Here is a 23286-nt window from a genome sequence, read left to right on the forward strand (position 1 = left end):
CCAGCGTTCGGTGGGGGGAAGACCGGCTAGCGTCGCCCGCCCGATGGACCTCTCGGGCACGTGGCTCGCCGCCGAGGCCGACGACGCCCTCCGCCGGGCCGCGCTCGAGCCCGGGTTCGACGACACCGGGTGGGAGCAACTGCCGGTGCCGGGCCACTGGCGCTCCACGCCGGCGTTCGCCGAGAGCGACGGCCCGCTGCTGTACCGGCGGCGGTTCCGGGCCGACCCGCCGGCCGACGACGAGCGCGACTGGCTGGTGCTCGACGGGCTGTTCTACCAGGGCGACGTGTGGCTGGACGGCGAGTACGTGGGCGACACCGAGGGCTACTTCGCGCCCCACGAGCTCGACGTGACCGACGCCGCCCGTGCCCGTGACGAGCACGTGCTCGCGGTCGAGGTGGCGTGCCCCCGGCCCACCGACCTCACCGCGAAGCGCTCGCTGACCGGCGTGTTCCAGCACTGGGACTGCCTCGACCCGACTGGAACCCGGGCGGCCTGTGGCGGCCGGTCCGAGTCGAGCGCACCGGCCCGGTGCGGATCACCCGCCTCCGACTTCTCTGCCGTGAGGCCGACGAGGAGCGAGCCCTGCTCGCCCTCGACGTCGACCTCGACGCGGCGGCGCCGGACGCCGTCGAGCTCCGCACCACCGTGTCGCGCCACGGATCCCTCGCGGCCGAGCACCACGAGGAGCGCACGCTCGCCGCAGGGACCAACAAGGTGCGCTGGACCGTCCGCGTGGACGAGCCGGAGCTCTGGTGGCCGCACACCCTCGGCGACCAGCCGCGCTACGACGTCGGCGTCGAGGTCGTGACCGGCGGCGCCGTGAGCCACCGCCTGGAACGGCGCACCGGGCTCCGCCGGCTGTCGCTGCGGAACTGGATCCTGTCGGTGAACGGCGAGCGGCTGTTCGTGAAGGGCTCGAACCAGGGCCCGACCCGCATGGCGCTGGGCGAGGCCGCCCCGGAGGAGCTCGCCGGCGACGTGGCCCTGGCCACGGCGGCCGGCCTCGACCTGCTGCGCGTCCACGGCCACGTCAGCCGGCCGGAGCTGTACGAGGCCGCCGACGACGCCGGGCTCCTGCTCTGGCAGGACCTCCCCCTGCAGTGGGGCTACGCGCGCAGCGTGCGCAAGCAGGCGATCCGCCAGGCGGCGCGGGCCGTCGACGTGCTCGGTCACCACCCGTCGATCGCCGTCTGGTGCGGCCACAACGAGCCCATCGCCCTCGAGGCGGAGCCCGGCACCGTCCACTCGGCCCGGCTGGCCACCCGGTTCGCGATGGGTCAGGAGCTGCCGACCTGGAACAGGACGGTGCTCGACCGCTCCATCAAGCGAGCCCTCGAGAAGGCCGACACGTCCCGACCGGTCATCGCCCACAGCGGCGTGCTGCCCCACCTCCCCCAGCTCGACGGCACCGACACGCACGTGTACTTCGGCTGGTACCACGGGGAGACGTCGGGGTTCCCCCGCCTCCTCGCCACCATCCCCCGGCTGGCCCGGTTCGTGAGCGAGTTCGGCGCAGGCCGTGCCCGAGCACGCCGCCTTCTGCGACCCCGACCGCTGGCCCGACCTCGACTGGGAGCGGCTCGGCCGCCACCACGCCCTGCAGAAGGATCGCTTCGACCGCTACGTGCCGCCGGCCGAGCACGCGACCTTCGAGGCGTGGCGCCACGCCACCCAGCGCTACCAGGCCGAGGTGATCAAGCTCCACGTCGAGACCCTGCGCCGCCTCAAGTACCGCCCGACGGGCGGGTTCGCCCAGTTCTGCTTCGCCGACGGCCACCCCGGCGTGACCTGGTCGGTGCTCGACCACGAGCGGGCCCCGAAGCTCGGCTACCACGCCCTGGCGGCCGCGTGCCGCCCGGTGATCGTCGTGGCCGACTGGCTGCCGCCGGTGGTGCGGCCCGGCGACCCCCTCGCCCTCGACGTGCACGTGGTGAGCGACCTGCGGGAGCCGCTCGACGGGTGCGTCGTGGTGGCCCGGCTGGCCTGGCCGGGGGGCGCCCACACGTGGAGGTTGGGGGGCGACGTCCCCGCCGACGCCTGCGTCCGGGCCGGCACGCTCCAGGCGCTGGTGCCCCACACCGAGGGCCCGCTCGAGCTCCTCCTCGAGCTGCGCGGGCCGGGCGGGCTCGCCGCGACCAACGGCTACCGGGCCATGATTTCGTCCAGCCCACGGCCCGATGGGAGGATTCGACCGTGAACGTCATCCAGCACAGCTACGACGCGGTGATCGTCGGTGCCGGTGGCGCCGGCCTCCGCGCGGCCATCGAGGTCGCCGGCAAGTGCCGCACGGCCGTCATCACCAAGCTGTACCCGACGCGGTCCCACACCGGCGCGGCCCAGGGCGGCATGTGCGCGGCCCTCGCCAACGTCGAGGAGGACTCGTGGGAGTGGCACACCTTCGACACCGTCAAGGGTGGCGACTACCTCGTCGACCAGTCGGCCGCCGAGATCATGTGCCGCGAGGCCATCGACGCCGTGATCGAGCTGGAGCACTTCGGGCTGCCGTTCAACCGCACGCCCGAGGGCATGATCGACCAGCGCCGCTTCGGTGGCCACACCCGCAACCACGGCGAGGCGCCGGTCCGGCGGGCCTGCTACTCGGCCGACCGCACCGGCCACATGATCCTGCAGACGCTGTACCAGCAGTGCGTGGCCCGCAACGTCAACTTCTTCAACGAGTACCAGGTGCTCGACATCACCTTCGAGGGCGAGGGCGCCGACCGGCGGGTGTCGGGCGTGGTCGCCTACGACGTGGCCACCGGCGACCTGCACGTGTTCCACACGAAGGCCGCCCTGTTCGCCTCGGGCGGCTTCGGGAAGATGTTCAAGGTGAGCTCCAACGCCCACTCGCTCACCGGCGACGGGCCCGGCCTGCTCTACCGGCGGGGCATCCCCATGGAAGACATGGAGATGTTCCAGTTCCACCCCACCGGCATCTACAAGATGGGGATCCTGCTGTCGGAGGCGGCCCGGGGCGAGGGCGGCATCCTCCGCAACGCCGACGGCGAGCGGTTCATGGAGCGCTACGCCCCCACCGTGAAGGACCTGGCCCCGCGCGACATGGTGAGCCGGGCCGAGCTGCTCGAGATCCGCGAGGGTCGGGGCGCCGGGCCGCACAAGGACTACATCCTCCTCGACCTCACGCACCTGCCGCCCGAGCAGATCGACGCCAAGCTCCCCGACATCACCGAGTTCGTGCGCACCTACCTGGGCATCGAGCCCAAGAAGGAGCCGATCCCGATCCAGCCGACCGCCCACTACGCCATGGGCGGGATCCCCACCAACGTCGACGGCGAGGTGGTGTGCGACACCGAGGGCACCGTGATCCCGGGCCTGTACGCCGCCGGCGAGTGCGCCTGCGTGTCGGTGCACGGCGCCAACCGGCTCGGCACCAACTCGCTGCTCGACATCGTGGTGTTCGGCCGGCGGGGCGGCAAGGCCATGGCCGAGTTCGTGAAGACCGCCGACATGCCCGAGCCGCCGGTGGGCGCCGAGGCCGACACCCGCGAGCGGATCGAGCGGATGAAGGAGTCCAGCGGCACCGAGTCGGTCGCGACGATCCGCACCGAGCTGCAGGAGGAGATGATGGACAAGGCCTCCGTGTTCCGCACCGAGGAGAGCCTGTCCGCCGTGCTCGGGACCCTCGACGAGCTGAAGGCCCGCTACCGGCAGGTGTCGATCCAGGACAAGGGCGAGGTGTTCAACTACGACCTCACCGAGGCCTTGGAGCTCGGCTACCTGATCGAGCTGGCCGAGTGCCTGGTGGTGTCCGGCCGGGCCCGGACCGAGAGCCGCGGCGCCCACTGGCGGGAGGACCACCCGCTCCGCGACGATGCCAACTGGATGAAGCACACGTTCGCCTGGCTGGAGGACGACGGTTCGATCCGTCTCGACTACAGGCCGGTCGAGGGAGGCAAGTACATCCCGATGGAGCGCAAGTACTGATGGCCGTCACCGAGGCGACGCCGATCGACCAGCCCGAGGCGGCCGCGAAGGTCACGGTCCACCTCACCATCAAGCGCTACGACCCGGCGACCGACCGCAAGCCGTGGTGGCAGGAGTACGAGGTCGAGGTCTTCGAGACCGACCGGCTCCTCGACGCGCTGCACGAGATCAAGTGGCACCAGGACGGCACCCTCACGTTCCGGCGCTCCTGCGCGCACGGCGTGTGCGGGTCCGACGCCATGGTGATCAACGGCATCAACGGCCTGGCCTGCGGCCAGCTGATCGAGCGGACCGGCACCGACATCACCCTGGAGCCCATCCGGGGGCTGCCGGTGATCCACGACCTCGTGGTCGACATGGAGCCGTTCTTCGCCCAGTACCGCTCGGTGGTGCCGTACCTGGTCAACCACGACGACCCGGGCTACAAGGAGCGGTACCAGTCGAGCGAGGACCGCGAGCGGTTCGACGACACGACCAAGTGCATCCTGTGCGCCTGCTGCTCCACCAGCTGCCCCGTGTACTGGGGCTCGTCGTCGTACGTGGGGCCTGCGGCGATCGTGAACGCCCATCGCTTCATCTTCGACAGCCGCGACCAGGCCGCCGAGCAGCGCATGGACATCCTCAACGCCAAGTCGGGCGTGTTCCGCTGCCGCACGGCCTTCAACTGCACCGAGGCCTGCCCCCGGGACATCAAGGTCACCCAGGCGATCGAAGAGGTGAAGCGGGCCATCCTGTTCGATCGGGTCTGAGCCGCGGGGGGCCGTTTCGCACGACCCCGCCGGGGCTTCCTAGAATCCGGCCGACCTACGTGCCCGCCGTCACGCTCAGCGTGGCGCGTCCCACAGGACCGGAGTGCAGGTGACCCAGGTACTGGCCGCCGAAGGCGGCTACCAGCAGTTCACACTGGCCGGCGGCGAGTGGTTCATCCTGATCGGATCGGCCATCACCGCTCTCGTCGCCCTCGGCGTCGGATTCCTCCTCATGCGGATCGTCCTGGCGAAGGACCAGGGCACTCCGAAGATGATCGAGATCGCCAAGGCGATCCAGGAGGGCGCCTCGGCGTACCTCAAACGGCAGTTCCGCACGATCGGCTTCATCCTCATCCCGGTGGCGGTCATCGTGTTCATCACCTCCGTGGCCGTGGTGAAGCCGAACGGCGACGAGGTACTGAGCTTCGCCCAGTCCGGGCTGTTCCGGACGCTGGCCTTCCTCGCCGGCTGCCTCATGTCGGGCCTCACCGGGTTCGTCGGCATGACCCTCGCGACCCGGGGCAACGTGCGCACGGCCGCGGCCGCGAGGACGGGGCACATGCCACCGGCCCTGCAGGTGGCGTTCCAGACCGGTGGCATCGCCGGCATGTTCTGCGTGGGCCTCGGCCTGTTCGGCGCCACCGTGATCATGATGATCTTCCAGAACTCCGCCTCGGCGATCCTCATCGGGTTCGGCTTCGGCGGTTCGCTCCTCGCCCTGTTCCTGCGGGTCGGCGGCGGCATCTTCACCAAGGCGGCCGACGTGGGCGCCGACCTGGTGGGCAAGGTCGAGGCCGGCATCCCCGAGGACGACCCCCGCAACCCGGCCACCATCGCCGACAACGTGGGCGACAACGTGGGCGACTGCGCCGGCATGGCGTCCGACCTGTTCGAGAGCTACGAGGTCACGCTCGTCGCCTCGATCATCCTGGGCGTGCCCGCCTTCCGGTCGATCTTCCCCGACAACCCCGAGCTGTGGGCCATCGGCGCCCTCTTCCCGCTGGCCGCCCGCGCCATCGGCGTGCTCGCCTCCATCGTGGGCGTCTTCGCCGTGCGGGCCCGCGAGGGCGACCGCTCGGCCATGACGCCCATCAACCGCGGCTTCGCCACGGCCGGGTTCCTCACCGTGCTGGGCACCCTCGCCCTGACCCTCGTCTACGTGGGGAACCCCGTCGGCAGCGTCGACGACGTCGGCTGGCGGATGTTCGGCGCGGTGGTGGTGGGCCTGGTGCTCGCCCAGGTCGCGAGCCGGATCACCGAGTACTTCACCTCGACCCACTTCTCACCGGTGAAGGAGATCGCCGAGTCGGCCCGCACCGGCCCGGCCACCACCGTGCTGTCGGGCACGTCGATCGGCCTGGAGAGCACGGTGTGGGCCATCATCGCCATCGCCGTCGCCATCGGCGCGGCGATCGGCCTCGGGGGCGGCAACATCCAGCTCTCGTTCTACCTGGTGGCCCTCGCCGGCATGGGCATGCTCGCCACCACCGGTGTGGTGGTGTCCGAGGACACCTTCGGGCCGGTGGCCGACAATGCCGCCGGCATCGCCGAGATGTCGGGCGAGTTCCACGGCGATGCCCAGCGGGTCATGGTGGGCCTCGACGCCGTCGGCAACACCACCAAGGCCGTCACCAAGGGCTTCGCCATCGGCTCGGCGGTGATCGCGGCCGTCGCCCTGTTCGCCAGCTTCATCGAGATCATCGGCACCGAGACGCTCGGCATCGAAGCCGTCGACCGGCTCATCGCGGGCGGCGGCTCCGTCTTCGAGAGCATCTTCATCAACGTGGCCGACCCCAAGGTGTTCATCGGCCTGCTCATCGGTGGCGCCGTGCCCTTCCTCTTCTCCGGTCTCGCCATCAAGGCGGTGGGGCGCACCGCCGGCGTGGTGGTGCAGGAGGTCCGCCGCCAGTTCGCCGACGGCAAGATCATGAGCGGCGAGAAGCGGCCCGACTACGCCCCCGTGATCGACATCTGCACCGCCGCCTCGCTGCGCGAGCTGGCCACGCCCGCCCTGCTGGCCGTGCTCACGCCGGTGATCATCGGCTTCGGCATCAACGAGTACGCCCTGGGGGCGTTCCTCGCCGCGGTGATCCTGACGGGCCAGCTCATGGCCAACTACCTGTCGACGGCCGGCGGCGCCTGGGACAACGCCAAGAAGTACATCGAGGACGGCCACGAGGGCGGCAAGGGCTCGGAGGCCCACAAGGCCGCCGTCATCGGCGACACCGTGGGCGACCCGTTCAAGGACACGGCCGGCCCCGCCCTCAACCCGCTCATCAAGGTCATGAACCTGGTGTCGCTGCTCCTGCTCCCCGTGGTGATCGAGCTGGGCGACAACGACGTGGCCCGATTCAGCATCGCCGGCGCCGCCCTGGTGGTGGTGCTCGGGGCGATCGCCTTCTCGAAGCGCAAGGCCCAGTCGATGGCCGAGAACGAGACCGAGGCGGCGCTGGCGGCCACCTCCGGCGCCGCTCCCGACTTCGACGACCCCAAGGCAACCCTCAAGGCGGCCATCGACCGCTGGATGTTCGACCTCGGCCACGACGAGGCCGACCAGGAGGTCAAGTCGAAGCTCCTCGAGGTCCGGGACTCCCTCGACGCCGGGACCACCTCCGACACCGGCTGAGCCCGCTCCCCCACCGGCCGTGCACGGGGCCCGCCCTGCGAGGGGCGGGCCCCGGCGCGTCCGGCCCCGGCGGGCCGCGGCCGGCCGTCAGGACTGGGGGGTGTCAGCATCCTCCGCCGGCGCCGCGACCGCGTCCTGGCGGCGCCGCGAGCGGAGCACCTCGAACGCCACCGGGAGCACCGAGACCAGGATGATCACGCCGATGACCGGGAGCAGGTACTTGTCGATGCTCGGGATCGTCTCGCCGAGCACGTAGCCGAGGGTGATGACGCCGACGGCCCACAGCAGCCCGCCCAGCACGTTGAACGCCACGAACGTGCGGTAGTGCATGTGGCTCACGCCCGCCACGATCGGTGCGAAGGTCCGCACGACGGGGACGAAGCGCGCCAGCACGATGGTCTTGGAGCCGTGGCGGTCGAAGAAGTGCTGCGCCCTCTCCACGTTCTCGTGCTTGAACAGGCGCGAGTCGGGCTTGCGGAACAGCGCGGGCCCCACCTTGCGCCCGAACACGTAGCCCACCTGGTCGCCGACGACTGCGGCCACGAAGCAGCCGACCACGATCACCGGGAAGTTGAGCTTGCCCTGCGAGGCCAGCAGCCCGGCCGTGAACAGCAGCGAGTCGCCGGGCAGGAAGAAGCCGAACAGCAACCCCGACTCGGCGAAGATGATGGCGAAGAGGCCGATCGTGCCGAAGGTGGCGATCAGCTCCTCGGGGTCGAGCGACAGGGCCCCGAGCACAGGGACGAGAGCGGCCAGCACGGGGACCCACAGTACCGGCGGCCCCTCACCGGCCCCTCACCGGCCCGTCGGGGCGCGATCGGGCCGGTGGCGCTCGCACCAGGCCACGTCGCCGGTGGGCGGCCGCACCAGCGCCCGCTCGCAGTGGGCCCGGCGGCCGTCGCGCGACTCGACCAGCACGGGCGCCCGGACGAGCACGTCGCCGTCCGGACCCCGCTCCCAGGCGGCGTCCCACCAGGGCAGCGGTCCCCAGCCGTGCTCCCGCGCGCCCCGACCGTCGATGTGGATCCGGTCGGCGCCCACGAGCACCTCGCCGTGCACCCGGCAGTCCACGTGGTAGCCCGCACACGCCGCCGCGGCCTCGCGGCCCGGGTCGGGACACCGGCTCCCGCCGGGCGCCGTGACCGCTGGGCGCAGGGGCGGCTGCGGCCGGGGCGGGCCGGCGTCCTCCCATTCGAGATCGAAGCCGAGGGGGACGATGTCGCCCCGCCGGGAGCCCAGCGCGTCCTGCGGATCCTCGAGGCCGAGGCCCATGGCCTCGAGGCCGACCGTCCAGTGCTCGAAGGGCGCCTCGCAGATGTGGTCGGCCCAGAGCCCCTCGGCCCGGATCTCGAGGCTGCCCGGCCTGGGGAGCTGGATCTGCGTCTCCACCACCGTCACGAGGGGGCGGCCGTCACCGACCAGCGCGGCCCAGTACCAGGCCGTGCGCTCGGCCGGCCGGAGGGCGACGCGGGCGTAGGCACCGACCAGCGCGCCGCCGTCACCCGCGGCGACCAGCTCGAAGCCCCACCACTCCTCCCAGCCCGGGTCGGACCCGGGACGGTGGGCCCGCTCGGCGTCAGGGGATGGGCGCGTAGTAGTCCTCGTCGCCCTCGACGCCCGCGTTGGCCCCCTCGTACTGGGAGAAGAGGTCGTAGAGCGCAGGTGGGGTGTCCCGCGGCACCGTCCAGTCCAGGCGGTCGGCCACGCCGGCGACGTCGGCGAAGGGCCGCAGGAACGTGAAGTACACGTACGCGCCGCAGCGGATCTTCTCCTCGCGGCTCATGGTCGCGATGTTCCGGTAGTGCGCGGACTGGGCCGTCCGCACGGCGCCCACGATGCCGTCGAGCTCGTCGAGCGGCACGGGCCGCAGCGAGCCGTCCGGGGTGTCGGTGGTGAACAGCGAGAAGCCCACGAGGTGGTCGAGGTAGTCCTCGGGCTCGTGGTAGCTGCTCCCGAAGTCGGTGACGCGGAAGCCCACGCCGTCGAGCACCAGCGCAGCGGTGAGGTTCTGGTAGGGGACGTCGCGGGCCACGTCGGACCACCAGAAGTCGGTCCGGCCGAGGCGGTAGTAGTCGCGCACGAGCAGCACCCGGCCGTCGGGCAGCAGGTACGGACCGGTGTCGCCGGTGCCGACGCGGGTGTCGAAGTAGAGCAGGAACAGGTAGCTCACCAGCGTGGCGTTGAAGCGCACGACCGCGGCCCGGAGGTCGGGATCGTCGACGGGGGTGACGCCACCGACCAGCGTGTCGATCACCTCGGGTGCGTACGGGGTCGCGGTGCCCGTGTCCCACGCCTGGCGGGTGCCGTCGGCACGGAAGCCCTTCGCCGCCCGCTCCCAGAAGTCGAGCACCCGCCAGGTGGGCTCCACCAGGTCGAGCGAGGGGTCGAAGGCCGTCATCGCCTTGCGACCGAGCAGGTAGAGGTTGGCGATCGACCACAGGTGCACGCTGTTGACCCGGCTGCCGGGCCGCCGGCCGGCCCGGCCGATCTCCTCGGCCGGCACGGCCGCGTCGATCACGGCCATCATCTCCGGGTACCGGTAGAAGGCCTCGATGCACGACACGATCACGTAGGCCGACACCGGGATCAGCTTGGACTCCAAAGCGGTGCGCTCGTCGGTGAGCGCACGTGAGATGGGCGAGTGGTAGGCGATGATCCGGTTGGCCTCGGCCCTCATCGCGTCCGGTCCCGGCCGGCTCGCACCACCGGGCATCAGCCGGCCTCGACCCCGCGCACCACACCCTGCGCGCCCGAGCAGTCGACCTCGACCTCGGTCCCGTCGGCAGGCTCGCCCCCGGCGAAGGTGCAGCCCATCACGCAGGGCACCCGGAACTCTCGGCTCACGATGCCGATGTGGCTCCGGGGCGTGCCGCTGGTGCACAGCACGGCGGTGAGCTCGTGGTAGATCGGCGCCAGGAACGTCGCCCCGGCGTCGCGCACCAGCGCGACCACCCCCCCGGCCCCGGTGTCCATCAGGGCGAGCACCTCGTCGGGCCCCTCGACCGCCACGAAGCGCCCCCGCACGGGCTCGGCGTCGAACACCTTCGTACCCTGTCCGATCTCACGCACGGCGGCGCAGCCTAGGCGGGGCGCCGCCCCTCAGGACCCGGTCGACACGACCCCGTTGAAACCGCCGTACTCGTTGGGCTCGTAGGTGTCGGCACCCGGGTCGTTGAACCAGGTGCCGCCGGCGGTGCAGTACCGGAAGGCCCACTCCCGATCGGGGGCCAGCGCGACCGACACCGACACCCGCCCGTGCTCGTCGGGCGCGAGCGGGTGCGAGCCACGATCCCAGCCGTTGAAGTCCCCGACGACGAAGACCTGCTCGTGGACCTCGTCGGCCGGCAGGGCGAACGTCACCCGCACGACGTCGCCCTCCCGCTGCCGTTCGATCATGGATCGCCTCCCGGGCGCCGTGCCGTGCCGAGGATAGGTCAGGCCCCGCCCGCGGGTGAGGCACCCGGCCGGCCGTCGCGGCCGGGTGCACCCACCGGGGCTCTCGGAACGGCGCCACGAACCGTAGCCTGGCCACGTGGCGCCGTTCCTCACCGATGCGTGGCTGGCCGACGTGGACGAGGCGCTGGCCGCGGCGCCGCGGCCCCGGGGGCTCGGGCCCGGCGATCGCCTGGTCATCCAGCACACCGTCACCGGAGGGCCCGACGGCGACCGCGTGTGGCACCTCGAGATCGGGGACCTGGGGGCCAGGCTGCACGCCGGTCCGGCCCCGTCGGCCGACGTGTGGTTCTCCGAGGACCACGACACCGCCGTCGGCGTGGCCTCGGGCCGGCTCGGGGCGACCATGGCCGTGCTCTCCGGCCGGCTCCGCGTCGGCGGCGACCTGAAGCGGATCCTGGCCGCCCCGGAGATCCTCGCCGACATCGACGAGGCCCTCGCGGGGGTGCGGGCCCGCACCACCTTCCCCCGGCCCGACGAGCGCGCCGGCGCGCCCGGCGCCGCCTGAGCACCCGTGCCCGAGCTGCCGGAGCTGCAGGCCCACGCCGAGCGCCTCACCGACGCCGACGCCGGGGCGGTGCTGGCGGCCTTCACCCCGCTGTCGATCACGGCACTCAAGACGGCGGTCCCGCCTCCCTCGGCCGCCGTCGGGCGCCCCCTCGACCGGGTGACCCGGCGGGGGAAGCACCTGCTGCTCGCCTTCGACGACCTGACCTTCCTCGTGCACCTCATGCAGGGCGGGCGTCTCCGCCCCGACCCCGGCCGGTCCCGCCGACCGCGGGGCGGGCTGGCCCGCTGGACGTTCGCCGACGGCCGGGCCCTCCTCCTCACCGAGGCCGGCACCGAGCACCGGGCCGGGGTGTGGGTGCTCGCCGGCGATCCGTCGGGCCAACCGCCCCTCGACGGGCTCGGCCCCGAGGCCGACGCCGTCGGCCCCGACGAGCTGCTGGGGCTGCTCCGCGCCCACCCCATGCGCCTGCACGGCTGGCTGCGCGACCAGCGGATCCTCGCCGGGCTGGGGCGCCGCCTGGCCAACGAGGTGTGCTGGCGGGCACGCCTGTCGCCGTTCGCCCCGACGGCCAGGCTCGGCCCCGACGACGCCGAGCGGCTGGTCGCGGCCATCGCGTCGGCCGTGGAGGAGGGGCTCACCTACGAGCGCAGCCTCAGCGAGATGAGCGCATCGGCCGACCGGCCCGGTGGCGTCCACCACCGGGGGGGAGAGTCCTGCCCGCTGGGCCACGACACGATCCGCTCGGTGGAGTACCGCTCCTACACCGTGGCGTACTGCCCGACGTGCCAGACCGCAGGCCGGGTGCTGGCCGACAACACCACCTCGAAATTTCTGAGGTAATCACGTCGCGCTGAGCAGCTCCCACAGGTGGGACTTCAGAAGGGAGTCCCGAGCACCCGAGGAGCGAGCGCAGCAGATGGTGGTGAGGCGACAGTCGAACGTCCGCACAGGGACAGGCACGCTGTTCGGGCGTGCGGCGATCTACGCCCGGATCTCGTTGGACAAGGTCGGCGAGGCGGCTGGCGTCGGCCGGCAGATCGACAGTTGCCGCCATCTGGCGGAGGTGGAGGGTTGGAGCGTCGACGAGGTGCTCGTCGACAACGACCTGAGCGCCTACAGCGGTGCGTGCCGTCCTGAGTACGAGCGCCTGCTCGATCTCGTCCGCCGGCGCGAGATCGACGTGATCGTCGCCTACCACCCTGACCGGCTGTACCGACGGCTCGCCGACCTGGTCGAGCTGACCAAGGTGGTCGCTTCCGCCGGCGTTGAGATCCGGACCGTCGCTGCCGGTCATGTCGACCTGAACACGGCGAGCGGGCGATTCACCGCGCAGGTCCTCGGCGCGGCGGCCGAGCACGAGTCCGCTCGGATCGGTGAACGCGTCAGTGCCAAGCACCACCAGAACGCAGAGCGAGGTAACGCCCACGGCGGGGGCCGCTCCTACGGGTACCGGCGAGTAGGACAGGGCCGGATCGAGGTCGTGTCGGAGGAGGCGGATGTGCTCCGTGAGGCCGCAGCGCGTGTGCTGGCTGGCCAGTCACTCGCCTCGATCGTCGTCGACTTCAACGAGCGCGGCATCCCATCGGCGCACGGCAAGAAGTGGCGACCAGGCTCGCTGGGCATGGTCCTCAGGTCGGGGCGGATCACGGGGCTGCGCGAGTCGAAAGGCGAGGTGGTGGGCGAGGCGAACTGGGAGCCGATCCTCGACCGGGCGACCTGGGAGCAGGTGCGTTCCCGGCTCGCCCATGCTCCCATCGGTCGCCGGCCGAAAGTCAACCTCCTCGCGGGGATGTGCCGTTGTGCCGAATGCGGATCGGTAATGGCCGCCGTCAGCGAGCGCATGGACAAGCAGCTCAGGCCGGGGCAACGTCCGCCTCGTCGGACGATCGCGTGCGACAAGGCGAACCGCCACGGTTGCGGCTCGAACACGGTGAAGGCCGACTACGTCGAGCAGATCGTCATCGACTACGTGCTCGCCGCGCTCGAACACACCGACATCGCCATAGCACGAGCTCGTCGCGCCGGCGGCGACGCCCACCAGTTGATCGCCTCGATCGAGAGCGACGAACAGTTCCTCGCCGATCTTGCGGCGGACTACGGCGCGCAACGGATCAACAGGACGCAGTTCCTTGCTGCGCAGGACCCGATCCACGCTCGCCTGCTGCTCGCGAGGCGACGGCTCGACCAGTTCACCGTCGACCCCAGCCTCGACGGCACGGCTTTCGAGGGCGTGACGGCCGACAGCTGGGATCAACTCGACCTCGATCAGCAACGCGCTCTCATCGCCCTGTTCGTCGAGCACGTCGTCATCCGGAAGGGCAAGCGAGGCCGCTACTTCGACCCCAGCCGGGTCCAACCGGTGCCCGTCGACCCCAGCGGTTCATGAGGCGACAAACCGCCCCAAGCCGTAGAGCCCTCGCCACCACCTCAACGGCGCACGGTGGCAGAGCCGAAACCGCGCGTGACTGCAACGCTGGTGCTGCAATGAAGTGACCCCCCTGTAGTGGTCCGGGTGTTGTGCGAGTCCGTTGCCCCAAGATGGGGCAGGAGGACAGCACCCATGACCAAGCGTCGGCGGCACACGCCCGACCAGATCATCCGCAAGCTCGCCGAGGGCAACAAGCTCCTCGCCGGCGGGACCGAGCTCGACGAGGTCTGCCGGCATCTGCAGATCGCCGATTCGACCTGGCACCGGTGGGTCGCGCAGTACGGCGGCATGAAGGCGAGCGATGCGAAGCGCCTTGAAGGAGCTCGAGGGCGAGAACGCCCGGCTGAAGAAGCTCCTCGCCGAGGCCGAGCTCGACAAGTCGATGCTCAAGGAGCTGGCCGAGGGAAACTTCTGACCCCGAATCGTCGACGTGCAGCCGTGGTGATGCTGCAGGAACGGTTCGGGGTCCCCGAACGTCGAGCGTGCCGAGTCGTCGGTCAGCACCGGTCCACCCAGCGGCTCGACCCGCCGATACCGAGCGACGACGAGGTCGAGCTGCGCGCCTTCCTTCGCGCCTTCTCCAAGGAGCGGCCACGGTGGGGTGGCGCCGGGCCGCCAAGGCTGCCCGCCGGGAAGGCCGCAAGGTCAACAACAAGCGGATCCAGCGCCTGTGGCGCGAGGAAGGACTCAGGGTGCCCTACCGCAAGCGCAAGAAGCCCCACCGCGGGATCGGCACCGCCGTCGGCGCCATGTGCCCCATCGCCCCGAACGCCCTGTGGGCGCTCGACTTCCAGTTCGACACCACCGTCGACGGCCGCACCCTGAAGCTGTTGAACATCGTCGACGAGTACACCCGCGAGTGCCCCGCCATCGTCGTGGACCGCTCCATCGACGCCGACCGCGTCGTCGCGACCCTCGACCGGATCGCCCTGCAGCGCGGGTTCCCCGCGTTCGTGCGCTTCGACAACGGTCCCGAGTTCATCGCCATCGCCGTCGCGGACTGGTGCCGGTTCAACCGGGTCGGGTCGATCTTCATCGACCCCGGCTCGCCCTGGCAGAACGCCTGGATCGAATCGTTCAACGGCCGGCTCCGCGACGAGTTCCTCAACGGCTGGCAGTTCGACAACCTCCTCGAAGCCCAGGTGCTCATCGAGGACTGGCGCATCGACTACAACATCAACCGACCCCACAGCGCCCACGGCGACCTCACACCCAGCGAGTTCGCCGAGGCCTGGACCACCCGACACCAACCAGCACTCGCATAGCGCCTGGACCACTCAACGGGGACCCCTCAGCAACGCCACCCGGAGCTCGCTCGGTCCGACCCCATTGCAGGGACGCTCCCCCCCCTACCAGTCACGGCCGTCCATCAGCTCGTCGCGGTCGGCGTGCCACTTGATGCTGTGCTCGGCCGATGCCTGCAGCGAGAGGTACAGGCGTTGGGCCACCGACCCGATTGGAAGGTTCTCAGCGATCTCTCGCGCTCGATCCCGCTGCTCGACGTCTTCGGCGAACGGCTGTCCGGGGATCCCCATGCGCGTACCGCTTGAGACCGCAGCCGACAACGCTCCGCCGATGCGTTGTACGTGCTCGTCGCCAGCCTGATTCGCGAGGGCAAGCAGCCGTTGCACGTAATCCACATTCTCGAAGACCAGAGACCGTGGCACCTCGCGGAGGATCGAGGCTGCGGCCGTGAGCTGTGCGTTGTCGCCAGATGCCACAGCTTCCTCGATGACTCTCAGCGCATCTGCGTCGAAGCGACCAGCTACCGCGGCAAAGAGATCGGGGCCAGCGTGCTGTCGCTTCCACGACTCAGCTCCCTCGGCGATCCAATCCCGGATGTTCCGCAGAGTCGAGAGCAGGTCGGCTGTGTCACGTACGCGTAGCTCATGGTTCCAAGTGAAAGGAAGGGGCCGGTAGTCCGTTGCCTCGTCGGTCGATTCCCAACCCATGACGCGGCGCTGGAGAAGGCCGACGACATCTGTCGGACGGTTCGCCGAGATGTCGGCAAGGAAGGCTTCGACCCAGTAGCCCTCGATCGAGGGGCATGCCTCAAGTTCGGCGAGCAGACGATCGATGACGGCCGCTGGAACTTGGTCGGCTCGGAGGTCGCCGTGTGGGCCAAGAATCTGGAAGACCTCGTCGGCGACGTGCGCCGAGTCGGCAAACGACACACGGTTGAGAAGCCGGATGGACGCATCCGGGTGATTCTGCGCCAGCCGCTGCGCTGCTCGCACGGCGCTCGTGCGTGCGTACTCGTCCGGATCAGCGACCAGGCCCTGAAGGATCTCGATCTCACCGCGCAGCAACGTCGAGCGAAGGCCTCGGTTCCAGCCGAGCGCTTGCGCGACATGTCGTCGATGTTCGACATGGCTCGATCGGGTCAGCTTCTCAAGGATGTCAACGGCGCTGAGAGGCTCAGCGTCGGCGAGCGCGGCTAGAGAAACCGCCAGGATGTCAGACAGAGGGGAAGACGGGTCCGCTAGCACGTCCTCAGCGATGGCAACCCCGATCGACGCACGTTCGGTGACTAGTGCCCACACGAAGGGACCTGCGTTGCCGCTCGACTGGCCGAGGGCGCGTTGAGCGAGTAGCCGCTCCCGTAGTGCGCGCACGATCTCTGAATCGGTGCTACCTAAGGCGAGCTTCGTTGCCAGATCGCGGGTGCGGACCTCACGCTCGAGTCGCGCCTTCTCGTAGTCACCGGAATCGTCATCGGTCAGCTCTCCCCAGCCGTCGAACAGGACGACGGCTAGCTGATCCGCCGGCCTGTCTGGGAGTTCCTGGTAGACCCGCGTTGCGGCGGCCCGAGTCGCTGTGGGGCTGTAATGCGCGTGCCAGCGCAGGGCCCTCCGGATCGCGATCGCAACGACTGGATCGATACTCGGATCGGCCACGGCGTCGGCCAGCCGGCCGAGGGTTCGGACGAACTCGGGGGTCCATGCGTCGCGCTCGTTCTGGTCGACTTCGCGTCCGAACAGTCCATGTGGATACCGCAGCGCATGCCCGATCGTCTCGACTGCTCGCACTGCCATAGCGGTATCCGACGAGGCGAGCGCTCGGAAAGCGAGATCAAGGATGCGTTCCCGGAGGGAGGACACCGATGACGGAGTCAAGACGAAGGGTCTGAAGGTCAGGGTGTACCCGCGAGCGATGTCCTCGCTACCTTCGGTAGCGAGCATTGGTTCGAGGACTTCGAACGCCGAAGGGAATCCGGGTTTGCGGTCCCCAGCGAGCCAGTTCGAGGCGGCGTCGATGACGGCATGGTTGAAGGCCAGGGGTTTGCCGAGTTCCAGTTCCGCAAGCTCCCTTAGAACGCGGAGCGGATGGTTCGGGTACTGATTCGTCGGCCGATCATCCTGCGCGGCCAGCTCCCACAGGAGAGCAAGCGCCTCGGGCAGGTACTCGAGGTGGTAGCCAACGCCGCGCAACAGCGGTGGCAACTCTCGAAGCACGTCTCGATACGAGGGTGGGTGGAGGCGCAAGAACGCTGCCTCAAGTTCGCTGACCTCCTCGACCCTGTCCGTCGGTGCCTCGATGGCCCGCGTAACAAGAGCCAAAGTCTCGCGAGGTGCAAAGTGAGCGATCCGACGAACGAACTCGACCAGATGCCGACGCCCGAGGATGCCAGCGGCATCGAATTCCGCCGACATCGCTAGCCAGAGAGTGTCAGTCAAGCTCGGGGCGCCAGGGCGGTCGTGTCGGATCTTCCAGTCGATCCGCGCAGCGTTCACGAAGATGTTCTGGCGCGCCCCGGCATCAGCCACCTCTGCCGCCCGTTCGATGTAGCCAGTGGATACGCCGCTCCGCTCATCGAAGCAGGCCTCGGAGAGCACGACATCGCCGAGCAGGTCCGGCACAACGCGCAGGGAGCTGCCCCGTCTCAAGAGCACGCCTGCGTCTTCGAGCCCCCGAAGATGCGAGATCATCCGGTCGTAGGGCGCCGAAACCAGGGCCGCCAGGACGTTCTGAAAGGCTGGGTCATCGGATCGAAACGGTTGAAGGACTGACACGGCGTCCAAAACGGCACGACGCATCGCTGAGTCCGCTCCGACGGGATCTGCAACGAGCACATCTCGGAAGGCGCGCAGCACCTCTTCGCGTACCGAATCCTCGTGATCGAGGCAGCTTGCATCGAGCTGCCCGCGCTGGATCAGTACGCCAGCCACCACCGTGATGAGCGGACAGTCGGAAGTGAGGTGAGCGAGCCGGCGAACCAACTGCTCCGGAGCGGCGGGTCCGAGCGCCTGTCGCGCGAGGGCATCGGCGTCATCTGGTCCTAGGTCGTCAAGTTCCCACCGCGGCACCTCTGCGGGATGGAGTCCCACCTGGCGCAGATCTCCTGCAAGCATGCCGAGCCCGTAGGGCCTGAGCGCAAGCAACACGTGGGCATCCGGGTTCCTCAGAAGGATCCCTCGCAAGAGGCCGCCGGTGTCGGAACGGTCGTGAGCATCGTCGACGACCACGACCAGCCTGCCGGAACTGGGGAGCAATTCGAAATGCTCCGCCCTCACCTCGGCGCCGACCGTGAGGAAGCGCACCTCGAATCCCTGCGTTTCGCTGTGCACAGCCACTTCCCGAAGGAGGCGGGTCTTGCCAATGCCGCCCCGGCCGACCACACACCCAACACGGTCCGTGCCGGCCAGAAATCCCGCTACGCCCGTCAGCTCGCCGGCACGCCCAACGAGGCTCCACTCATGCGAATAGATGGCCCCGTGACCAAGGGGCCGGAAGTAGTCCTCCGGCGCGAGCCAGGGGCCCGGTTCCGCGACGCCGAGAAAGTCACTGCGCCATCCCGGGAAGTAGGTGTCGATGATTCGCACGGCTTGATCAAGAGGCAGTCCACGCACCTCTCGGGAAATGTCCTCGACGTCCCACAGCGTCCAGCCCGCGTGCTTCGCCATCTCGATACGGCTGTCCGGGCTCGCGACCCTCGTCAGCACGATGAAGCGTCGCCTGACATCGAGACTCGCGGCATCGACGGCCTGTCGAACCTTCTCTGGGCCAAAGTGACGGTGCCGCTTGCACTGGAAACCGGCCAAGAACACCCCGTTGGCATCAGCGACCACATCGAAGCCGTACTGCGTGTGGCCCTGTCCGCCGAATCGGGCAACGTTTGCGTTCGGGAACAGCCGACGCGCCAGGTCGGCCACCAGTTCTTCGAACCGATCAGGGCTCAGCTCGGCGACCGGAAGCAGCGTGGCGCGAGGCCGCACGGGCCGGCGGACGCCCGTCTGTGTGTCCGAGAGGGGTCCGTATCCGGCCGCAGCCAACAGGCGAAGCGGCTCGAGTTCGAGTAGCTCGGCGAGCTGAACGACGACTTCGCGACGCGGACGGGACACTCCGCGCTCCCATCGGCTGACGGTCTGTTGAGTCACGCTGCCGAGCAGCCGCGCGAGATCCCCCTGATCCCAGCCGCGTGCCTCTCGCCCCGCCTTCACGGCCTGTCCGAAGTCCATGTCGCCTACCATACACATTCAATGCGTCGCACGCATCGAATGCGTGCGAACTTCTCGGCCGCGACCCTCAGGATCAAAGTCCAGCGTGATGCCCTCGACTGGAATAGGCTGGCGCCAAAGCGCTGGGTATTCCAGCAGACGGGACTTGGGGAGCGCCGTGTCGGAAGCCACGATCAAGAACCACGCGGCGTTCATCTGGTCGGTCGCTGATCTGCTGCGGGGGGACTACAAGCAGTCCGAGTACGGCAAGGTGATCCTGCCGTTGGTCGTGCTTCGCCGCCTCGACTGCGTGCTGGAGCCGACCAAGGCGAAGGTGCTCGCCGAGCACGCCAAGCACGGCGACCGTGAGGCGATCCTGCGGGCGGCGGCCGGGCAGCCGTTCTTCAACACCTCGAAGCTCGACTTCCGCCGGCTGCTCGACGACCCGGGCAACGTGGCCGGCAACCTGCGTGGCTACATCGCCGGGTTCTCGACCGGCGCTCGGGACGTCATCGACAAGTTCGACTTCGACGTCCAAATCACCCGGCTCGACAACTCGAAGCTGCTGTACATGGTGGTGTCGAAGTTCGCCGAGATCGACCTGCACCCCGAGGTCGTGTCGAACATCGAGATGGGCTACCTCTACGAGGAGCTGATCCGCCGCTTCTCGGAGCTCTCGAACGAGACCGCTGGCGAGCACTTCACGCCGCGCGAGGTGATCCAGCTGATGGTGCGGCTGCTGTTCATCGAGGACGACGACTTGCTCGCCAAGCCCGGCGTCGTGAAGACGCTGTTCGACCCGGCCTGCGGGACAGGTGGGATGCTGTCGGTCGCCGAGGACTACCTGCGCTCCACCCACTCGGCCGCCCGCCTTGAGGTGTTCGGCCAGGAGCTGAATGCCGAGACGTATGCGATCTGCCGGTCGGACATGATGCTGAAGGGGCAGGACGCCTCCCACATCGCTCACGGCAACTCCTTCAGCGAGGACGGGCACAAGGGCGCCCACTTCGACTACCTGCTCGCCAACCCACCGTTCGGGGTCGAGTGGAAGAAGGTCGAAGACGCCGTGCGCACCGAGCACACCAAGGCCGGGTTCGCGGGGCGTTTCGGTGCCGGCCTGCCACGGATCAACGACGGCAGCTTTCTGTTCCTGCAGCACATGATCTCGAAGATGAAGCCGGTCGATCAGGGTGGCTCCCGCCTGGCGATCGTGTTCAACGGTTCCCCGCTGTTCACCGGCGCCGCCGGCTCGGGCGAGTCGGAGATCCGCCGCTGGATCATCGAAAACGACTGCCTCGAAGCCGTCGTCGCTCTCCCCGATCAGCTCTTCTACAACACCGGCATCTCCACCTACTTCTGGATCGTCACCAACCGCAAGAGCCCCGAACGGCGCGGCAAGGTGCAACTCGTCGACGCCCGCGAGCTGTTCGTGAAGATGCGCAAGAGCCTCGGCGAGAAGCGCAAGGAGATCTCACCCGACCAGATCGCCGAGATCACCCGCCTCTACGGCGACTTCACCGAAGGCGACCGGGTGAAGATCCTCCCGAACGAGTCGTTCGGGTTCATGCGCATCACCGTCGAACGCCCGCTCCGACTGCGCTGGGAGGTCAGCGACGACACCCTCGCAGCCATCGACACCGCGAAGCCCCTGTCCAAGCTCAGCGAGGAGGACCGCACCAAGTTGATCGACGCATTGCGGGCGCTGCACGGGTGGTCGAGCACCGACCGCAAGACGGCCGTCAAGACGATCGATCCCGCGCTGAAGCCGTTCGGTCTCTCGGCGCCACAGGCGAAGGCCGTGTGGGCAGCGCTCGCAGTCACCGACCCCGAGGCCCCAGCCGTCACCGACAAGAAGGGAAACCCTGAACCCGACCCCGACCAGCGCGACGGCGAGAACGTTCCGCTCCCCGCCCTAGCGGTGGTGTTCGAGGCCGATGTGGCCGGCCGACTTGAGTCGATCGAGTACCGCACCGCCATCGACAACTTTGTGGCCGCCGAGGTGCACCCTTACGTCCCGGACGCCTGGGTCGACCACACCAAGACCAAGATTGCGTACGAAGTTCCGCTCACACGCCACTTCTACAAGTACGTGCCGCCCCGACCGCTCGTCGAGATCGACGCTGAGCTGAAGGCCCTGGAGGCAGAGATCCAACGCCTGCTTCGCGAGGTGACCGAGTGACGCGCTTGAGGGACTCTGGAATCTGGTGGGTCGGTGCGATCCCCTCGCATTGGTCCGTCGAACCCGTGCGTTCCAGGTTCGTGGTCCAGCTCGGCAAGATGGTCGATGCTCGACGCGCTGACGGGACGGAGGTTCGGCCGTACCTCAGGAACGCGAACGTCCGTTGGGACGAGTTCGAGCTGTCTGATGTCGCAGAGATGACTTTCACTGAGCGCGAGTGCGCAGAGTACGAGCTTGTTCCTGGCGACTTGCTGGTGTGCGAAGGAGGCGAGGTCGGGCGCGCTGCAATATGGAACGGTGAGATCCCTGGCTGCACTTACCAGAAGGCGCTGCACCGGCTCCGCAGGACCCGTTCGGTGGAGCCTCGGTTCTTTCTCTACGCCCTCCGAGCAGCGGCCGATGCCGGCGTCTTCGAGGCTGAAGGGAACCAGAGCACCTTCATGCACCTGACCGCAGAGAAGCTGAGAGCTCACCGATTCGCGTGGCCACCCGTGCCGGAACAGCAGGCCATCAGCGGTTGGCTCGATTCCCAAACTCGACAGCTGGCCCAGCTGATCGAACAGAAACAGAGACTGCGTGAGCTGCTCGACGAACGGCGGCTCGCAGTCACGCTTCTCGAGGTAACCGGCGCCGGTTTGGCGAACAAGAAGGCATCGTCAATCCACTGGACCGGACCACTCCCGAGCCACTGGGCGCAGGTGAAGGTCGGTTCGGTCGCGACCCTTGGCAGCGGCCATACACCAAGTCGAGATCATCCGGAGTGGTGGGTCGATTGCACGATCCCATGGGTCACGACAGGGGAGGTCGCTCAGATGCGCTCGGACCGCATCGAGGAGATCACAGAGACCAGGGAGATGATCAGTGACCTCGGCCTGGCCAACTCTTCCGCAACCTTGCGTCCGAAGGGGACCGTGGTGCTCTGTCGAACCGCTGCCTCGGCTGGTTACTCGGCGATCATGGGCAAGGAGATGACGACGAGCCAGGACTTCGCAACCTGGACGTGCGGACCCCTGCTTCGACCCCGCTACCTCTTGCTGTGTCTTCGTGCCATGCGCCGCGACCTACTCGGACGATTGGCCATGGGTTCGACGCACAAGACGATCTACATGCCCGACATCGAAGCGCTTCGAATTCCGTTGCCGCCTATCGACGAGCAAGATGAGATCGTCGAGCGCACTTGGCGTCAGCTCCGTGCCATCGATGAGACCGTGGATGCGATCGAGCAGCACGTCGGGCTACTGCAGGAACGCAAGCGGACGCTCATCAAGGCAGCGGTGACGGGCCACCTCGACGTTGCCCGGGAGATCACCGCGGAGGCGTCGTGATTCCGTTCGGGCCAACGGTGCACGTGCTGCGGGTGACGTTGCGCGACGTCGAACCGCCGGTGTGGCGGCGGTTGGTGGTGCGGTCGGAGACGCCGTTGCCGAAGCTGAACCAGGCGTTGGAGCGGGTGATGGGCTGGGAGGGCCACCACCTGCACATGTTCGACGTGGGCGGGATCTTGTTCGGCGGGCCGGACGAGGACGCCGACTACGTGATCAACGAGAAGGCAGCGACGGTGAAGCATGTGTTGCCGCGAGTCGGTGCGTCGCTGCGGTGGGACTACGACTTCGGTGACGGTTGGGAGCACGACGTCGTGGTCGAGGCGATCGAGTCACCAATCGAGGGCAAGCGATACCCGGTGTGTCTCGACGGCGCCCGAGCATGCCCACCGGAGGACTGCGGGGGCATCCCGGGCTACGAGCGGCTCCTCGCTGCGCTCGCCGACCCCAGAGATCCCGAGCACGACGAGCTGGTCGAGTGGGCGCCCGACGGGTTCGATCCAGAGATCTTCGACCTCGTCGCAGCGAACCGAAGGCTCCGCGGACGATGAGGCATCTAATCCAGACGATGGGCCACATCTGGAATAAAGAGCCCACCCGGGGCCGCTTGTTCCAACGCGCTGGAGCGAGGC

General features: G+C 69.1%; 15 protein-coding genes and 1 pseudogene. 10 read left to right on the forward strand and 6 right to left on the reverse strand.

Annotation, left to right across the window (positions count from 1 at the left end; translation table 11 throughout):
- Positions 1-531: 531 nt before the first annotated feature.
- The 3 genes from IPM45_17805 to IPM45_17815 all read left to right on the forward strand — a co-directional run bounded on the left by IPM45_17805 (position 532) and on the right by IPM45_17815 (position 7323).
- A complete protein-coding gene (locus IPM45_17805) occupies positions 532-3948 on the forward strand; it encodes a succinate dehydrogenase flavoprotein subunit (GenBank protein MBK9181376.1) in 3417 nt (1138 codons plus the stop codon).
- On the forward strand, positions 3948-4697 hold the full coding sequence (locus tag IPM45_17810; protein ID MBK9181377.1) for a succinate dehydrogenase iron-sulfur subunit: 750 nt from the start codon (positions 3948-3950) through the stop codon (positions 4695-4697). The genes IPM45_17805 and IPM45_17810 overlap by 1 nt, the downstream gene beginning before the upstream one ends.
- A 109-nt stretch (positions 4698-4806) precedes the next feature.
- On the forward strand, positions 4807-7323 hold the full coding sequence (locus IPM45_17815; GenBank protein ID MBK9181378.1) for a sodium-translocating pyrophosphatase: 2517 nt from the start codon (positions 4807-4809) through the stop codon (positions 7321-7323).
- 87 nt (positions 7324-7410) lie between these two features.
- Here IPM45_17815 and IPM45_17820 read toward each other — a convergent pair whose 3' ends face one another.
- The 5 genes from IPM45_17820 to IPM45_17840 all read right to left on the reverse strand — a co-directional run bounded on the left by IPM45_17820 (position 7411) and on the right by IPM45_17840 (position 10719).
- Positions 7411-8061: a VTT domain-containing protein gene (locus tag IPM45_17820; GenBank protein ID MBK9181379.1), complete on the reverse strand. Its 651-nt coding sequence runs from the start codon at positions 8059-8061 to the stop codon at positions 7411-7413.
- 57 nt (positions 8062-8118) lie between these two features.
- Positions 8119-8712, reverse strand: a complete 594-nt coding sequence (locus IPM45_17825) for a hypothetical protein (protein MBK9181380.1) — start codon at positions 8710-8712, stop codon at positions 8119-8121.
- A gap of 187 nt (positions 8713-8899) precedes the next feature.
- A complete protein-coding gene (locus IPM45_17830; GenBank protein MBK9181381.1) occupies positions 8900-10000 on the reverse strand; it encodes a hypothetical protein in 1101 nt (366 codons plus the stop codon).
- 35 nt (positions 10001-10035) lie between these two features.
- Complete coding sequence (locus IPM45_17835; GenBank protein MBK9181382.1) at positions 10036-10392, reverse strand: hypothetical protein; 357 nt, start codon at positions 10390-10392, stop codon at positions 10036-10038.
- 30 nt (positions 10393-10422) lie between these two features.
- Positions 10423-10719: an isoamylase early set domain-containing protein gene (locus IPM45_17840; protein ID MBK9181383.1), complete on the reverse strand. Its 297-nt coding sequence runs from the start codon at positions 10717-10719 to the stop codon at positions 10423-10425.
- A 136-nt stretch (positions 10720-10855) separates the two neighbouring features.
- On the opposite strand from IPM45_17840, the gene IPM45_17845 reads away from it, so the two are divergent.
- From IPM45_17845 to IPM45_17860, 4 genes and pseudogenes are all read left to right on the forward strand, one after another.
- Positions 10856-11284 carry an SCP2 sterol-binding domain-containing protein gene (locus IPM45_17845; GenBank protein MBK9181384.1) on the forward strand — a complete coding sequence of 143 codons (429 nt, stop codon included), beginning with the start codon at positions 10856-10858 and terminating at the stop codon, positions 11282-11284.
- Between the two features lie 6 nt (positions 11285-11290).
- Positions 11291-12127: an Fpg/Nei family DNA glycosylase gene (locus IPM45_17850; GenBank protein ID MBK9181385.1), complete on the forward strand. Its 837-nt coding sequence runs from the start codon at positions 11291-11293 to the stop codon at positions 12125-12127.
- Positions 12128-12209: 82 nt separating this feature from the next.
- Entirely contained in the window at positions 12210-13673 is a 1464-nt protein-coding gene (locus tag IPM45_17855) for a recombinase family protein (protein ID MBK9181386.1), read from the forward strand.
- Between the two features lie 174 nt (positions 13674-13847).
- Positions 13848-14980, forward strand: a pseudogene (locus IPM45_17860) (IS3 family transposase).
- A gap of 84 nt (positions 14981-15064) precedes the next feature.
- On the opposite strand, the gene IPM45_17865 reads toward IPM45_17860, so the two are convergent.
- On the reverse strand, positions 15065-19174 hold the full coding sequence (locus IPM45_17865) for a helix-turn-helix domain-containing protein (protein ID MBK9181387.1): 4110 nt from the start codon (positions 19172-19174) through the stop codon (positions 15065-15067).
- A gap of 88 nt (positions 19175-19262) precedes the next feature.
- On the opposite strand from IPM45_17865, the gene IPM45_17870 reads away from it, so the two are divergent.
- The 3 genes from IPM45_17870 to IPM45_17880 all read left to right on the forward strand — a co-directional run bounded on the left by IPM45_17870 (position 19263) and on the right by IPM45_17880 (position 23205).
- Complete coding sequence (locus IPM45_17870) at positions 19263-21332, forward strand: SAM-dependent DNA methyltransferase (protein ID MBK9181388.1); 2070 nt, start codon at positions 19263-19265, stop codon at positions 21330-21332.
- 98 nt (positions 21333-21430) lie between these two features.
- Entirely contained in the window at positions 21431-22657 is a 1227-nt protein-coding gene (locus IPM45_17875) for a restriction endonuclease subunit S (GenBank protein MBK9181389.1), read from the forward strand.
- Positions 22658-22689: 32 nt separating this feature from the next.
- The gene (locus IPM45_17880) at positions 22690-23205 is read left to right on the forward strand and encodes a plasmid pRiA4b ORF-3 family protein (GenBank protein ID MBK9181390.1); all 516 of its coding nucleotides are present in this window, start codon (positions 22690-22692) and stop codon (positions 23203-23205) included.
- Positions 23206-23286: the final 81 nt, after the last annotated feature.

It is taken from the genome of Acidimicrobiales bacterium, assembly GCA_016716005.1.
In the GTDB taxonomy this organism is placed as follows: Bacteria; Actinomycetota; Acidimicrobiia; order Acidimicrobiales; family JADJXE01; genus JADJXE01.

Bases quoted from the DNA above. Each gene is read 5' to 3' on its own strand.
- IPM45_17875 (MBK9181389.1), top strand. From the start codon at position 21,431: ATGGTCGATGCTCGACGCGCTGACGGGACGGAGGTTCGGCCGTACCTC.
- IPM45_17830 (MBK9181381.1), bottom strand. From the start codon at position 10,000: ATGAGGGCCGAGGCCAACCGGATCATCGCCTACCACTCGCCCATCTCA.
- IPM45_17865 (MBK9181387.1), bottom strand. From the start codon at position 19,174: ATGGACTTCGGACAGGCCGTGAAGGCGGGGCGAGAGGCACGCGGCTGG.
- IPM45_17810 (MBK9181377.1), top strand. From the start codon at position 3,948: ATGGCCGTCACCGAGGCGACGCCGATCGACCAGCCCGAGGCGGCCGCG.
- IPM45_17840 (MBK9181383.1), bottom strand. From the start codon at position 10,719: ATGATCGAACGGCAGCGGGAGGGCGACGTCGTGCGGGTGACGTTCGCC.
- IPM45_17870 (MBK9181388.1), top strand. From the start codon at position 19,263: ATGCCCTCGACTGGAATAGGCTGGCGCCAAAGCGCTGGGTATTCCAGC.